Source organism: Aeromonas ichthyocola, assembly GCF_046087985.1.
Lineage (GTDB): Bacteria > Pseudomonadota > Gammaproteobacteria > Enterobacterales > Aeromonadaceae > Aeromonas > Aeromonas rivipollensis.
On record NZ_JBJSWH010000007.1, the window covers coordinates 83,288 to 96,001 of the forward strand.

Annotated in this window: 14 protein-coding genes and 1 pseudogene; 6 read left to right on the forward strand and 9 right to left on the reverse strand. The window is 63.6% G+C overall.

From position 1 onward, the window contains the following. Nucleotides 1–85: 85 nt before the first annotated feature. A complete protein-coding gene (locus ACF2JD_RS19345) occupies nt 86–361 on the reverse strand; it encodes a hypothetical protein (protein ID WP_440987994.1) in 276 nt (91 codons plus the stop codon). Nucleotides 362–389: 28 nt separating this feature from the next. Next, complete coding sequence (locus ACF2JD_RS19350) at nt 390–1,025, reverse strand: Vat family streptogramin A O-acetyltransferase (RefSeq protein WP_440987995.1); 636 nt, start codon at nt 1,023–1,025, stop codon at nt 390–392. A gap of 224 nt (nt 1,026–1,249) precedes the next feature. On the opposite strand from ACF2JD_RS19350, the gene ACF2JD_RS19355 reads away from it, so the two are divergent. Further along, nucleotides 1,250–1,837, forward strand: coding sequence for a penicillin-binding protein activator LpoB (locus ACF2JD_RS19355; RefSeq protein WP_171276978.1), 588 nt, complete (start codon nt 1,250–1,252; stop codon nt 1,835–1,837). 123 nt (nt 1,838–1,960) lie between these two features. On the opposite strand, the gene ACF2JD_RS19360 is transcribed toward ACF2JD_RS19355, so the two are convergent. Beyond that, entirely contained in the window at nt 1,961–2,377 is a 417-nt protein-coding gene (locus ACF2JD_RS19360; RefSeq protein ID WP_440987996.1) for a GNAT family N-acetyltransferase, read from the reverse strand. A gap of 163 nt (nt 2,378–2,540) precedes the next feature. On the opposite strand from ACF2JD_RS19360, the gene ACF2JD_RS19365 reads away from it, so the two are divergent. Then, nucleotides 2,541–3,431, forward strand: coding sequence for a diguanylate cyclase (locus ACF2JD_RS19365; RefSeq protein ID WP_440987997.1), 891 nt, complete (start codon nt 2,541–2,543; stop codon nt 3,429–3,431). 109 nt (nt 3,432–3,540) lie between these two features. On the opposite strand, the gene ACF2JD_RS19370 is transcribed toward ACF2JD_RS19365, so the two are convergent. Continuing rightward, nucleotides 3,541–4,179: an exopolysaccharide biosynthesis protein gene (locus ACF2JD_RS19370; protein WP_234571262.1), complete on the reverse strand. Its 639-nt coding sequence runs from the start codon at nt 4,177–4,179 to the stop codon at nt 3,541–3,543. A gap of 244 nt (nt 4,180–4,423) precedes the next feature. Between ACF2JD_RS19370 and ACF2JD_RS19375 the strand changes: the two genes are divergently transcribed. After that, nucleotides 4,424–5,020 (forward strand): outer membrane beta-barrel protein, encoded by a 597-nt coding sequence (locus ACF2JD_RS19375; protein WP_440988076.1) that lies wholly within the window; start codon nt 4,424–4,426, stop codon nt 5,018–5,020. Between the two features lie 19 nt (nt 5,021–5,039). On the opposite strand, the pseudogene ACF2JD_RS19380 reads toward ACF2JD_RS19375, so the two are convergent. From ACF2JD_RS19380 to ACF2JD_RS19395, 4 genes and pseudogenes are all read right to left on the reverse strand, one after another. Continuing rightward, nucleotides 5,040–5,147 (reverse strand): annotated as a pseudogene (locus tag ACF2JD_RS19380) (YdhR family protein); the annotation flags it as partial. A gap of 56 nt (nt 5,148–5,203) precedes the next feature. Further along, nucleotides 5,204–6,238 carry an acyltransferase family protein gene (locus tag ACF2JD_RS19385; protein ID WP_440987998.1) on the reverse strand — a complete coding sequence of 345 codons (1,035 nt, stop codon included), beginning with the start codon at nt 6,236–6,238 and terminating at the stop codon, nt 5,204–5,206. A gap of 173 nt (nt 6,239–6,411) precedes the next feature. Then, complete coding sequence (locus tag ACF2JD_RS19390) at nt 6,412–7,035, reverse strand: PepSY-associated TM helix domain-containing protein (protein WP_408847185.1); 624 nt, start codon at nt 7,033–7,035, stop codon at nt 6,412–6,414. Between the two features lie 62 nt (nt 7,036–7,097). Next, entirely contained in the window at nt 7,098–9,140 is a 2,043-nt protein-coding gene (locus tag ACF2JD_RS19395; protein WP_440987999.1) for a TonB-dependent siderophore receptor, read from the reverse strand. A gap of 268 nt (nt 9,141–9,408) precedes the next feature. On the opposite strand from ACF2JD_RS19395, the gene ACF2JD_RS19400 reads away from it, so the two are divergent. Further along, a complete protein-coding gene (locus ACF2JD_RS19400) occupies nt 9,409–9,888 on the forward strand; it encodes a GNAT family N-acetyltransferase (RefSeq protein ID WP_440988000.1) in 480 nt (159 codons plus the stop codon). Between the two features lie 86 nt (nt 9,889–9,974). Here the strand turns inward: ACF2JD_RS19400 and ACF2JD_RS19405 are convergent, their stop codons facing one another. Next, nucleotides 9,975–11,033 carry a porin gene (locus ACF2JD_RS19405; protein WP_163155402.1) on the reverse strand — a complete coding sequence of 353 codons (1,059 nt, stop codon included), beginning with the start codon at nt 11,031–11,033 and terminating at the stop codon, nt 9,975–9,977. Between the two features lie 218 nt (nt 11,034–11,251). Between ACF2JD_RS19405 and glpX the strand changes: the two genes are divergently transcribed. Then, on the forward strand, nt 11,252–12,262 hold the full coding sequence (gene glpX / locus ACF2JD_RS19410) for a class II fructose-bisphosphatase (protein WP_440988001.1): 1,011 nt from the start codon (nt 11,252–11,254) through the stop codon (nt 12,260–12,262). Nucleotides 12,263–12,418: 156 nt separating this feature from the next. Continuing rightward, a complete protein-coding gene (locus ACF2JD_RS19415; protein ID WP_101346102.1) occupies nt 12,419–12,670 on the forward strand; it encodes a YkgJ family cysteine cluster protein in 252 nt (83 codons plus the stop codon). The last annotated feature ends 44 nt before the right edge of the window (nt 12,671–12,714 follow it).

Genomic DNA, 12,714 nt, shown 5'->3' on the forward strand with positions numbered 1-12,714 from the left:
CGAATGTTCTTTGATAAAAATATTGCTATGTTTCATAGATGTTTTTTCCTGCATCCAAAATCCCATGTTGTTCGTTCTTTGATAACTATAGAGAGTTTTTAATTTTATTATTTAACAGCTTGACACAATTATATTGCTTTTTTGTACAGGGATTAATCGGTTCAGAGCACCCTGATATGACGTCAGCCCCATTGTATTTCCCCCAGAATACCGCCCTGCACCACCCATCTTCATTTTTGATAAAGCTGGAAATCCGCTCGCGGAGCAGTTGGCCCGTTACGGCCTCATTGAAACAGTTGAGGCCGGTGCGCAGGGCCTCAAAGTCATCGGCTTGCGGAGGTTGTGGGTCGGTTAATTGCATCTGGCTTCCTGCTCGGTGTTAGTTGTGCCTATCGGGTTGCCCCTTCCAGCGCGGCTATCTCGTCGCCGCTGATAAGCGGCAGGTTGCGGCTGATCTGCTCCACCGGCCAGTTCCACCAGGCTAGATTGTTGAGACGGGTGATGGTGTCGTCATCGAAGCGGTAGCGGATCACTTTGGCGGGGTTGCCGCCGACAACGGCGTAGTCGGGTACGTCGCCTGTGACCACGGAGCGGGCGGCGATGATGGCGCCGTTGCCGACCTTGACGCCCGGCATGATCAGGGCGTCATAGCCTATCCAGACGTCGTTGCCGATGAGGGTATCCCCCTTGTAGGGGAGGCTGCCCGGAGCGGGGGCGGCGCTCTCCCAGCCATTGCCGAAGATAAAGAAGGGGTAGGTGGAGAAGCCGGAGCTCTGGTGGTTGGCGCCGTTCATGATGAACTTGACCCCGCGGGCGATGGCGCAGAACTTGCCGATGATCAGCTTGTCGCCGATGAAGGGGAAGTGGTAGAGGACGTTGCGCTCAAAGCCTGCGGAATCCTCCGGGTCGTCGTAGTAGCTGTAGTCGCCCACCTCGATATTGGGCCCCTTGATGGTGTTCTTGATAAAGCATACCTGGGGAAAGCCCTTCATGGGGTGGGGGTTGGCGGGGTCGGGTCCGTGCATGGGGTGCTCCTCTGGGGTCTGGGCTCAAGCTACCCTAACGGAACCGGAAGGACCCTTGCCACCTTTTTGTACACCCCGGTTCGCCAGCCTTTGTCGCCCCCGGCCCATGTGCGCATCGACCCGAGGCCGGTTTGTCTCTAGCATGGGAGGGATGCGGGGCTGGTGCTCCGCCCCCACGGGCTTTTGGCGAAGTCCGTCCTGCGGACTTCTGGTGGAGAGAAAAGATGAAGCTGCGTTCCTTGTTGATGGTGGGTGCCCTCTTGCTGGGCGGCTGTGCAGTCAATCCCTATGGAAGCACCCCGGCGCCGGTCGGCGAGCCGGACAAACCGGTGAGCCAGCCACAGAAACCTGTGGCCGAGCCCGACAAGGCAGAGCCTGTGCCTGCGCCCGAACCCGTGGCCCCGACCGGGCTGGCGCTCGCCATGGCGGATGCCTTTCTGAAGGCCCCCGAGGTGCAGGCGTTGAGCCAGGATGGCAGTCCTGTGCTGCTGCTGATGGCGCCCCAGAACGGCACTGGTGAGCCCTTCAGTACCCAGCCCATGGCGGTGGCCATGAGCCAGCGCATTCAGGCAAACAGCGGCTTTCGCTTCGCCGATCCCGGCCAGGTGGCGGCCATCACGGGTCAGCTCGAGTACCAGCAAGGGGGCATGAACCCCGCCTCTTTGGTGCGTCTGGGTCGCCAGACCGGGGCCGGTTACATGCTCTACGGGGATCTTCTCTCCGAGGGGAGCCGCTACCGCCTCGCCATGAGCCTGATGGATCTGAAGAGCGGCGAGCTGCTCTGGAGCGGGAGCCGCTCCGCCAGCCGCTGATCCCGCCATCCCGGCCACCGAAAACGCCATCGAGCCTCTTTCGATGGCGTTTTCGTATCAAGGCACCGAGGGGCTGGGGGAGGGCAAGGCGCGCCCCTTGATGCTCGGCGTCCCCCTAGTGCCCTAGTCCCGCCGCTTCTTCAGGAAGTAGGTGATATGCCCGGGCGGCATGTCCGGCAGCTCGCCGAAGACGGTGTAGCCCTGCTTCTGGTAGAAGGGCAGCGCCTGGAAGCTGGTGGTTTCCAGGTGGACATTGATGATGCCCTTGCTCCCGGCATACTGCTCCATGCTGGCGAGCAGGCGGCCGCCCCAGCCCTCCTTGCGAATGCGCTCGTCTATCCAGAGCCAGTCGATGTGCAGCCAGCCCCACTTGATATCGGCGAGTATGCCGCCAAGTACCTCTCCCTGTTCATCCTTGATAAAGCTGGCTACCTGCTCGCGCAGATGGCTGCCGGCAATAGCCTGGTTGTAGCCCGACAGGCCGATACGCAGGGCGTCGAGATCCCGCTCAATCGGGGGCAGGGGTGGGGTCAGTTTCATCTAGGGGCCTCCTGGGGCAGGCAAATCCCATTAATATCCAAACGGCATCCACCAGGTCAAGGCTGGCGGCGGTCTGCCACGGCATTCTGGCCGTATGCGATACTGAACGGGTCGTGTATAACAGACGACACAGGGCCCTCCCCGCAGATAAAAAGGAGCACCTATGGCTCTCTCAGTGGCACAACTCTATGAAGTGATGACCCAGTTGCCCGACCCCGTCTTCATCCTCAGTGAAGATGGTCACTACATCGAGTACATAGGCGGGGTGGAGCAGCAGTCATATCAGGATGGCAACCCTCTGATTGGCAAGCGGTTGTTCGATGTGCTGCCAGCAGACAAGGCGTTCTGGGTGATGGAGCAGGTGGCGCGCGCCCTGGCCAGCGGCCAGGTGCAGGTGGTGGAGTACGATCTCTCCCCCGCCGAGGTGGAGGGCATAGATGCCGAGGCGGGTCCCCAGGGGATGCAGCGCTTCGAGGGCAAGATAGCGCCGCTGCCCTCCCTCTACGACGGCAAGCGGGCGGTGGCCTGGATGACCCGCAACATCACCCGCCAGCACGAGCTGCAACAGCGGCTCAAGCGGCTCGGCGAGACGGATCAGCTGACCGGCCTCTACAATCGTCACTTCTTCTTCGATCAATATCACCAGAGGGTGCAGGGCCAGCCGCTCACCGGCCTCATCATGCTGGATCTCGATCACTTCAAGCAGATCAACGATCGCTACGGTCACCAGACCGGGGACAGGGTGCTGTGCCGCGTCTGCGACTGCGTCTCTGCCCAGCTGCGGGGGGAGGATTTGTTCGTGCGCAGCGGCGGCGAGGAGTTTCTGATCCTGCTGCCGCAGATAGACGAGGGGATATTACTGAAGGTGGCGGAGCGGATCCGCGCCGCTGTGGCGGCCATGGCGCCGGATCCGGCCCCCGTCACAGTCAGTCTGGGCACCACCTTGATCCGGCCGGGGGAGGAGCTCAGCGCCGTGCTGGCCCGGGCGGACGAGTGGCTTTATCGGGCCAAGCGGGGCGGGCGCAACCAGGTGGCCCACGACGGGGATCCCTGAACAGTGCCCTGGCTTGCAACGAAGGAGGGCGACCCTGTGTCGCCCTCGTTGTTATCCGTCGCTACCCGGCCTTGGCCAAAGTGTCGCCTTGGCGCTTGTCTGCCGAGCCTTAGCCAAACAGGGTCGAGATGTTCTGGCCCGCCATCAGCAGACCTATGGCCAGCACGCTGAACCAGACCAGGGTGGCGCTGACCAGGGCGTAGCCGAGGGCGACGAAGAGGCCGTCCCGTTGCAGCATGCCGATGGACAGCAGCAGTATGGCCCAGGCGGGCATGGCGTTGGTGAAGGGAATGGCGCCGAGCGGCAGCATCAGCAGCAGGGCCGCCAGCATGATCAGCAGGCCGTTGCAGCGATTGATGGCGGAGCTGCCGGTCAGGATCAGCAGGCGCGGCCGGATGAGACGATCGATGCGGGCCAGCAGATCGGCTCCCTTGTGCAGGGCCGGTTTGAGGTGCTCGGCGGCGAAGCGGCGCTCCATCAGGACGGCGGGCAGCCAGGGCACCCGGTTGAGGGTGATGCCGATGCCGATAAAGAGGATCAAGAGCCCAAAGGGCGTGCTGACGCCGGGAATGGAGACAGGCAACAGGAAGGGGACTGTGAGCAGCACGCAAAACAGCAGCATGCCCTGCTCGCCCACCAGGGCCAGCATCTCCCTGAGGCTGATGTGGCTCTCCTCGATGGCGTGGGCGGTGGCCCGCAGGGTATCGGAGAGCGTGCTTTGTGGGTCGTTGAGTTGCGCGGCAACCATTCCTGAGATCCTCGTCCTGTTAACGCCACCGCTGTGGCGCCGCCAGCTTACGTGGCAGAGGTTAATCCCAGATGAATAATGTGAGCCTGCGCAAGCTTTGATGGAAATCGAGGGCAGGGAAGGGGGGCGGGTCGCCAAAATGGGGCGATACAGCCCCCGTCAAGGGTCGGATGGAACAGGCTCTGATATGCTTTTGACGCAATCCATGCCAACCGGGGAGAAGAGCGTGACGCGAGCGACCATGATGCTGCTGGGACTGTGCTTGCCGCTGACGGGCTGGGCGGCCGAGCCCGCCACCTCGGGCTGGCAACTGACCCCTTTCCTGGGTTACAGCTCCTCCATCGACTTCGAGGCCATGGATGAACCCGCCCCCACGCCGCACTCGACCGGCATTGACTCGTTGCAAGGGGAGAGCTCGGGCAACTGGGGCCTCTTCATCAGCCGGGAGGTGGATGATCCCGGCATGGTGGAGCTGCTCTACAGCCATCAGTCCACCCCCATCTCCCCGGATCAGCCTGACAGGCTGACGGTGGATACCCTGCACTTCGCCGGTGCCCTCACCCTCTCGGACAACCTGATGGCGCCCTATATAGGTGCCGGGATCGGGGTGACCCGCTTCGATGCCTATGACAGCGAGACGGCCCCCTCCATGTCCCTGGCGCTCGGGGTGCAGCCGCGCCTGGGGGAACATCTGGCGCTGCGGGCCGAGGTGCGCGGCTACGGCTCCCTGCTCAATGACGACAGCGCCTTTCTCTGCAACCCCGAGGTCTGCGCCTTCCGGGTGCGGGGGGATCTGCTCACCCAGTGGCAGGCCAATATCGGCTTGACCCTGAGGTTCTGAGCCCGCTTTCCGGGCCGGTTTATGGGATGCCGAAGGTGATGCGGCTCAGGGGCTCGTTGACGTCGAATACCTTGAACTGCACCGCGCTGGCGCCCATGGCGAGCACTCGCTGCTCGTGCATCCTGGCCTACACCGACCTGCTGGCCGGGGAGGGCGGATCCGCAGCGGCCAGCGCTAACCCCCTCAGCGAGCCCGCAGCAGCCAGCCACTGATCCGGTTCGTCGCCAGCAGCCGGCAGGCGAGCAGGGAGAGCACCAGCAGCACCGGCACCTTGACCAGCTCCCACCACAGCAGCTTGCCCTGGGGGCCGAAGATCATCAGCCAGACCACCAGCATCATATGCAGGCAGTAGAGACCCAACACTTTGGGGGCCTGGCGTTCCAGCCAGCTGCCCTTGCCCCAGTTTGGGTTTGCCAGCAGCAGGCCAAACAGGCCGAGTGCCCAGGGCAGGGAGCCCAGCAGGAAGTCATGACGGTTGAGGGGCACGGCGGCGAAACGCAGCAGGCCCGCGGCCTCCAGGGCATAGAGACCCATACCCGCCACCATCAGCAGGGCGCTGCGCCGGGCATCGGGTTGCCAGCCACGCAGGCGCAGCTCGGCGCCAAGGGCCACGAACAGCAGCGAGAAGAAGGGGCCGTTGCGGGTCAGCAGGGCCCACTCACCCCCTAGCAGCGAGCCATAGGAGCCGCCGATCAGGGCAAGCCCGTAGAGCAGGGCGCCCGCCACCAGGGCCAGTCGGGGCAGACTGACCTGCCAGCAGAGGGCCAGCAGCAGGACGGCCAGCATCAGGGCGGGCAGGAACCAGAGGTGGATCATACCGCCCACCCACCAGGCGTTGAGGGGATCCCCCAGCTGCATCTGCCACTGGCCCGCCATGGCGGGCAGATAGCCTTCCGCCATGGCCGCGACCGGGTTGAAGGGCACCAGCAGATAGAGCAGGCTCCAGGCCAGCCAGAGCCCCAGCAGGGGGCGGCAGTAGCGCAGCGCCACCGCCATAGGCTTGCCTGCGGCCAGGGCGGGTTGCAGGAAGTAGCCGGCGCACAGGAAGAAGAGCGGCACCGCGAAGCGGCAGAGCTGGTTGATGGCGCCCCCCAGCCAGAAATAGAGGGAGTCATTCCACAGTGTGGGATCGAACGGATTGCTGAAGGGGGAGAGGTGAATGGTCATCACGGCCAGGATGGCCAGGACTCGCCCGCACTCGATGCTGGAGATGCGCATTATGGTTTCCGACGGCTGAAACCCGGCACCCTAGCAGCCGGACACATGCCCCTTCCAGTCAGGGGGTCGCCAACTGTGACCCCCATCGGTGGCCGGTTACCCTTTGTTACCCTGGGGGAGGGCAGGGTTACCCCGGGTGGGAGGCGGATCCCGTTTTGGTGTCGGTAAAAGCCCTAGAGCAGGGCGACCAGCGCAGTCGCGACGGCGCCCGTCAGCAGCAGGGCTATGCCACGGCCGGCAGGGCCGTGCAGCTTGTTCCACATCAGCAAACTGGTGAGGGCCAGCAGCAGCATGGCCAGCGCCGCCAGATCGCCAAACAGCTGCCAGGCCAGGCCGGTACCCATGCCGCGATGCAGCCGGTTGAGGCTGGCGGCGACGTTGGCCCGTTGCAGCTCGGTCTGCACCAGCAGGGTGCCTTCCACATAGCTGGCGGCCAGGCTCTGGCTCAGGGTAACGCCGCGCAGCTCCCAGCGTGCCGGCAGGGTGAGGGGGCCTGTGGGGGTGGGCAGGGTCCGGGCCGGGGTGATGCTGAGCCGCCCCTCCTCCAAGCCCTCAGGGTAGTGCTGTTGCAGCAGGGCTTTCAGGGCGTCCGGGCTCGCCAGCGGCGCGGCCAGCGTTATCTCCTCGCTCGACTTTTCGGTGTGGGGGCCGGGCAGAGGCAGCACGGCCCTGTGCTGGAGCCAGAGGCCGGTCAGGCCGTAGAGCAGCATCAGGGTGAGGGTGGCAAAGCCCGCCCAGGCGTGGATGCGGCGCACCCACTTGTTGTTGTGAAGGGGGAGTCTCTTGGGTTTCTTCATGGTGGCGCGTCATAAAAAACTGGCCAGCAGAGGCTGGCCAGTGGGGTTGTGGACAAGGGGGATCAGAAGCGGTAGGCGGCGGTGAGATTCAGCTGACGGGGGCTGCCCGGCATGATCTGGGCCGCGCTGGTGGCGCTGACGAAGTAGTCGTGGTCGGTCAGGTTCTCCACGCTGAGCTGGGCATCCCACTGGGACCAACGGTAGCCGGCGCGGGCGTCATAGCGGGCGTAGCCGGGCAGCGTGGTGGTGTTGGCGTTGTCGGCGAAGCGATCCCCCACCGCCGTCACCCCGGTTTCCCCATACCAGCCCTGCTGGCCGTTCTGGTAGCCGGCGAACAGCTGGCCGTTCTCGCGGGAGACGTTGCTCGGCCGCTTGCCCTGCAGATCCGCGTCCGCCTTGACCTGCTCCGCATCCTGGATGGCGATGCCGCCGTGCAGGTAGAAGGCGTCGGTCAGCTGGGCGCGGGCGCTCAGCTCTATGCCGTCGGTGCGTTGCAGGCCGGTGAGGATCACCTTGGTAGGATCCAGCGGATCCTTGCTGCGCTTGTTGTACATCTCCAGCCGGTAGAGGGAGAGGGTGGTGGCCAGGCGACCGTTCAGCCAGTCGCTCTTCACGCCCCCCTCGTAGAGCCGGGTGTGCTGGGGATCCAGCTTGTTGTTCTTGTCTCCCGGGGTGATGCCGATCAGCTCCCCGCCCACAGGGGTGAAGGTCTTGCTGTAGGAGGTATAGAAGGCATGTTCCTCTATGGGGTTCCACACCAGGCCGAGGCGCGGGCTCAGGCTGGTGACCGAGAGGGTCTCCTCCTTGTCGAGATCGTTGCGGCGGCTGGTGACGGTGAACGCGTCCCGGCGCAGGCCGCCGAGCAGGTGCCAGTCACCCAGGCTGAGCTGATCCTGCAGATAGAGGCCGACCCCGCGCACCCTGTGCCTGGCGTCGCTGGAGAGCTTCATGGTGCCGTTGTAGCTCGGCAGTGAGCCGGGATCGTACAGATCCCCCGGGGGAATAGGGGTGGCGTTCTGGTAGAGCTTGGGGGTGCGCTCCTGCCAGCCCTGCTCCAACCCCACCAGCAGGCGATGGGCGACGGGGCCTGTCTGCAGCTGGCCCTCGGCCTCGGTGTTGCTGGTGAGGCTGTTGGCCTTGAGATCCTGCTGCCAGCGGGCACGGGTCACCTTGTCACCCTTGACCGCGGTGACATAGGTGTTGTCGAACTGGCTGTCGAGGCTGGTGTAGCCGAGCTGCTGGCGCAACTGCCACTGATCGTTGATGTCCCAGCTGAAGCGGGATCGGGTGGACTGGGCCAGATCGTCGATGAAGTCCCGACTGGTGTCGCTGTAGACGCTCTCTATGGGGACGTCGGCGGGACGGCCATCGACCCCGGGAATGCCGCGATCCGGGGTGCGGTCGTGCTCGTTGCGCTCGTACTGCACCAGCCAGTTCAGGCTGTCGCTTATCTCCCAGTTCACGGCGGGGGCCAGCAGGGTACGCTTGCTGGTCACGTCGTCACGAAAACTCTCCTTGTCCTCCTGGGCCAGGTTGAGGCGCAGTTGCACCCGCTCGCCCGCCTCGGCGTTGAGGTCGGCGGCCAGCCGCCGGCTGTCGAAGCTGCCGACCCGGGCGCTGACGCTGGACGCCTGCCCGCGCTGGGGCGTCTTGCTGACCCTGTTGATGATGCCCCCTGTGCTGCCACGGCCGTAGAGCACGGCGGCCGGCCCCTTGAGCACCTCGACCCGCTCTATGTTGCCGAGATCCCGGGTGTACTGCATGTCGTCCCGCAGGCCGTCGAGGTAGAAGTCGTTGCTGGCGTTGAAGCCACGGATATTGACGCCGTCGAAGCGGGTGTCGCCGCTGGCGTTGACCCCGGGGATGCCGGTCAGGGCCTCGCTCAGGGTGGGCTGGCCGTAGGCGGTCAGCTCGCTGGCCTTGACGCTCTCTATGGTCTGGGGCACCAGCTTGGCCGGGGTGGCGGTGCGGGTCGCGGTGGCCACTTCTTCGTGCTGGCTGCGTTTGCCGACCACGGTCAGGGTCTCGTCTTCGGCGCGGGGGCTGGCACAGAAGGCCAGCAAGGCGACGCCCAGCAGGGCGCGCGGGGAGTTGGGGTTATGCATCTGGGTGTGACTCTTATCGACCTGTTGGCCTGAACTTATTGATTTATTTGTAGTTATTGGTGTCTCTCGTTTCGAGAGGGCGCTAATGATATTGATTTTCATTTGCCTTGCAAGGGAAAGATGTAAGAAAACTACATCGATGGAAATGGGCGCAGTCAGACGGCACCGGCCGGGTTCATGCCCCGGTTTGGAGATGGGTGAGCGGCGGGGTTACCATGGCCAGAACGCGCCATGGCGCATCACGGATTGAACAGGAAGGGAGAGGGACATGGCAGAGATCATCAGGGCGGATCTTCATAACCGACACCATGGCGAGGCGCTGGTGGCGCTGCTCGACGCATACGCCAGGGACGAGATGGGCGGGGGCAGCCCCCTCGCCGACGAGGTGAAGGCCAATCTGGCGCAGGCCCTGGCGGCGAGAAGTGGTGCCCATGTGCTGCTGGCCTGGGTGGATGACCAGCCGGTCGGGGTGGCCACCTGCTTCGAGGGGTTCTCGACCTTCGCCGGCCGACCCCTGCTCAATATCCACGATCTGGCGGTGCACCCGGCCCATCGCGGCCGCGGCATCGGCAAGGCGTTGCTGGCCGGGGTGGAGCAGCTCGCCCGGGAGCTCGACTGCTGCAAGCTGACCCTGGAGGTGCTGGAGGGCAACAAGGTGGCGCAGGCCGCCTACAAGGCCAGCGGTTTCGAGGGCTATGAGCTGAACCCGCAAGTGGGCCGGGCCCTGTTCTGGCAGAAGAAGCTCTAGCCTCTGTGGCTCAGCCCCAAGGTGGGAGGGGAGAATGAAAAACGGCGCGCAGAGGGATCTGCGCGCCGTTTTGTCTGGGGCCTGAGTTAGAAGTCGTAACGGGCCGCCAGCTGGAAGTCATCCTTGGTGTTCAGCTTGCCGCTGTCATTGCTGTCCAGGTTGTTGATGCGGTACTCGCCGATGACCCTCAGGTTCTTGTTGAACTTGTACTGGGCACCCAGGGTGTAGTAGTCGATGGAGTCGTAATCGCTCTTGCCGCTCTGCTCCACCTTCTGCTTGTTCCACAGGGCCATCAGGCCGAAGCCGCTCTCGAAGTTGTAACCCAGGGCCCCTTCCCAGCCGGTGTGATCCTTGCCGGTGGCCAGGAAGTCGCTGCCGTCGGCGTAGCTCAGGGCGGCATAGACGGCCTTGTTGTCGTACTTGGCGGAGATCAGCCACAGCTTGGCATCCTCTTCACCGCTCTTGTCGCGGATACCCACGTTGTAGGCGGTACCCAGGGCCAGGTTGAACGGGAAGGTGTAGGCCAGGGCGGCGCCGTAGGCGGCATCGCTGTCCTTGCTGGTGGTCTCTTCGGTGTCACCGCCGTCGAACTTGTAGCTGGTATCGACCTGGAAGCCGTTGAACAGGCCTGAGTATTTCAGCACAGAGCCGGCACGGTTGGTGGCGAAGGTGTCTGTCTTGGCGCCGAGGGCGTCGTTGCCGTAGCCGTCGGAGAGGGAGACGTCAGTCCAGTCGGCCAGCAGGCCGGGGGCGCCCTTCTGGCGACCGAAGGTGACATTGCCCCAGTCGGCGCCCACACCGGCGAAGGCCAGGCGGGTGCGCATGTTGTCGGAGTTCTCGCTGACGGTCTTCTCGCTGTCATTGACGTAGATCTGCAATTCATACTGGGCCAGGGCCTTGAGACCCGGATTGATCTCGCTCTCTACCTTGGCGCCCAGGCGGACAAACTGGTTGGCGCCCTGCTTGTCGCTGTATTCGTTCTTGATGTCACCATTGGCATCCAGCTCCTTCTTCTCACCGAAGAACTGGCCGGCGTAGATGCGGCCATAGAGATCGAGCAGAGTGGAGTCATTTTTATAGACTTCGACGGCTTGAGCCTGGAAGGCGGCGGTGAGAGCCAATGCTACTACTGTCAGCTTTTTCATCATGATCCCTTGTGTTGCAAGCTTCTGTTTTAAAAGACGGGGCCATGCTAGGAGGGGCAGATGACAGCGGGGTGACCGGGGTGTGAACAAAGCGTGGCGGTTTCATGTCAGCGGGATGAAAACCGCGATTTATGTGGCGAGCCGCCACTTTTGCGCGCAAAGGTTTGCCCTTGTGGTAGAATGCCGCCCGTTTTCGAGCTCCTAAGGTTGGATATGCGATGAGACGTGAACTGGCAATCGAATTTTCCCGAGTGACGGAAGCGGCTGCACTGGCTGGCTACAAGTGGCTCGGACGTGGTGACAAGAATATCGCCGATGGCGCGGCCGTTGCGGCCATGCGTCACATCCTCAATCAGATCCAGATTGATGGCGAGATTGTGATAGGCGAGGGCGAGATCGACGAAGCCCCCATGCTCTACATAGGCGAGAAGGTGGGCACGGGTCAGGGCGACGCCGTGGACATCGCGGTCGACCCCATAGAGGGCACCCGCATGACCGCCATGGGGCAGTCCAATGCCCTGGCCGTGCTGGCTGTCGGCGACAAGGGCTCCTTCCTCAAGGCCCCCGACATGTACATGGAGAAGCTGATCGTGGGTCCGGGTGCCAAGGGCGCCATCGATCTCGATCAGGCCCTGGAGCTGAACCTCAAGGCCGTGGCCAAGGCGCTCGGCAAGCCCCTCTCCCGCCTGACAGTCATCACCCTGGCCAAGCCGCGTCATGACAAGGCGATCAAGGAGATGCAGGGGCTGGGCGTGCGGGTGTTCGCCATCCCCGACGGGGACGTGGCTGCCTCCATCCTCACCTGCCTGCCGGACAGCGAAGTGGACATGCTCTATGGCATCGGCGGCGCCCCGGAAGGGGTCATCTCGGCGGCGGTGATCCGCGCCCTGGATGGCGACATGCAGGCGCGCCTGGTGCCCCGTCATCAGGTCAAGGGGGACAGCCCCGAGGTGCGTGCCCTGGGCGAGCAGGAAATAGCCCGCTGCCAGGAGCTGGGCATCGATGTGACCAAGGTGCTGAAGCTGGAAGATCTGGCCAAGAATGACAACGTCATCTTCTCCGCCACCGGCATCACCAAGGGTGATCTGCTGGAAGGCATCACCAGCAATGGCGTCATGGCGACCACGGAGACCCTGCTGATCCGCGGCAAGTCACGTACCATCCGCCGCATCAAGTCGATCCACTTCCTGGATCGCAAGGACAGCGTGGTACGCGATATCATCATGTGATGATGTTGCGCTGAACCGGCTGTTTTGCCTCAAAGCCCGATCGCCCGTGCGGTCGGGCTTTTTGTTGTGCGCCAGCTACGTTTGTGCAGGACCGATAAGGCTAAGGGGAATCGGGGCCCTTTGATAGACTGCTTCGCCATGCACAGGAGTGCATGTATGGAGTGTCGTAGCGGCTGCGCTGCCTGTTGCATCGCCCCCAGTATCAGCAGTGCCATTCCCGGTATGCCAGATGGCAAGCCGGCGGGTATCCCCTGTGTCCAGCTTGATGGCGTGCTTGGCTGCAAGATCTTCGGCCAGCCGGAGCGGCCAGCGGTATGTGGTGGCTTTCGCCCCATGATGGATGTGTGCGGCAGCCACCGTGCCGAGGCCATTTGGCTGATCGGTGAGCTGGAGCGGCTGACCGGTTGACGCGACCTGAACAGATCACTGGATCGAGCATAAAAAAGAGGCCG

Bases quoted from the DNA above. Each gene is read 5' to 3' on its own strand.
- ACF2JD_RS19390 (WP_408847185.1), bottom strand. From the start codon at position 7,035: ATGAAGAAACCCAAGAGACTCCCCCTTCACAACAACAAGTGGGTGCGC.
- ACF2JD_RS19375 (WP_440988076.1), top strand. From the start codon at position 4,424: ATGCTGCTGGGACTGTGCTTGCCGCTGACGGGCTGGGCGGCCGAGCCC.
- ACF2JD_RS19405 (WP_163155402.1), bottom strand. From the start codon at position 11,033: ATGAAAAAGCTGACAGTAGTAGCATTGGCTCTCACCGCCGCCTTCCAG.
- ACF2JD_RS19415 (WP_101346102.1), top strand. From the start codon at position 12,419: ATGGAGTGTCGTAGCGGCTGCGCTGCCTGTTGCATCGCCCCCAGTATC.
- ACF2JD_RS19370 (WP_234571262.1), bottom strand. From the start codon at position 4,179: ATGGTTGCCGCGCAACTCAACGACCCACAAAGCACGCTCTCCGATACC.
- ACF2JD_RS19355 (WP_171276978.1), top strand. From the start codon at position 1,250: ATGAAGCTGCGTTCCTTGTTGATGGTGGGTGCCCTCTTGCTGGGCGGC.
- ACF2JD_RS19365 (WP_440987997.1), top strand. From the start codon at position 2,541: ATGGCTCTCTCAGTGGCACAACTCTATGAAGTGATGACCCAGTTGCCC.
- ACF2JD_RS19360 (WP_440987996.1), bottom strand. From the start codon at position 2,377: ATGAAACTGACCCCACCCCTGCCCCCGATTGAGCGGGATCTCGACGCC.
- ACF2JD_RS19400 (WP_440988000.1), top strand. From the start codon at position 9,409: ATGGCAGAGATCATCAGGGCGGATCTTCATAACCGACACCATGGCGAG.
- ACF2JD_RS19395 (WP_440987999.1), bottom strand. From the start codon at position 9,140: ATGCATAACCCCAACTCCCCGCGCGCCCTGCTGGGCGTCGCCTTGCTG.
- ACF2JD_RS19345 (WP_440987994.1), bottom strand. From the start codon at position 361: ATGCAATTAACCGACCCACAACCTCCGCAAGCCGATGACTTTGAGGCC.
- ACF2JD_RS19350 (WP_440987995.1), bottom strand. From the start codon at position 1,025: ATGCACGGACCCGACCCCGCCAACCCCCACCCCATGAAGGGCTTTCCC.
- ACF2JD_RS19385 (WP_440987998.1), bottom strand. From the start codon at position 6,238: ATGCGCATCTCCAGCATCGAGTGCGGGCGAGTCCTGGCCATCCTGGCC.
- glpX (WP_440988001.1), top strand. From the start codon at position 11,252: ATGAGACGTGAACTGGCAATCGAATTTTCCCGAGTGACGGAAGCGGCT.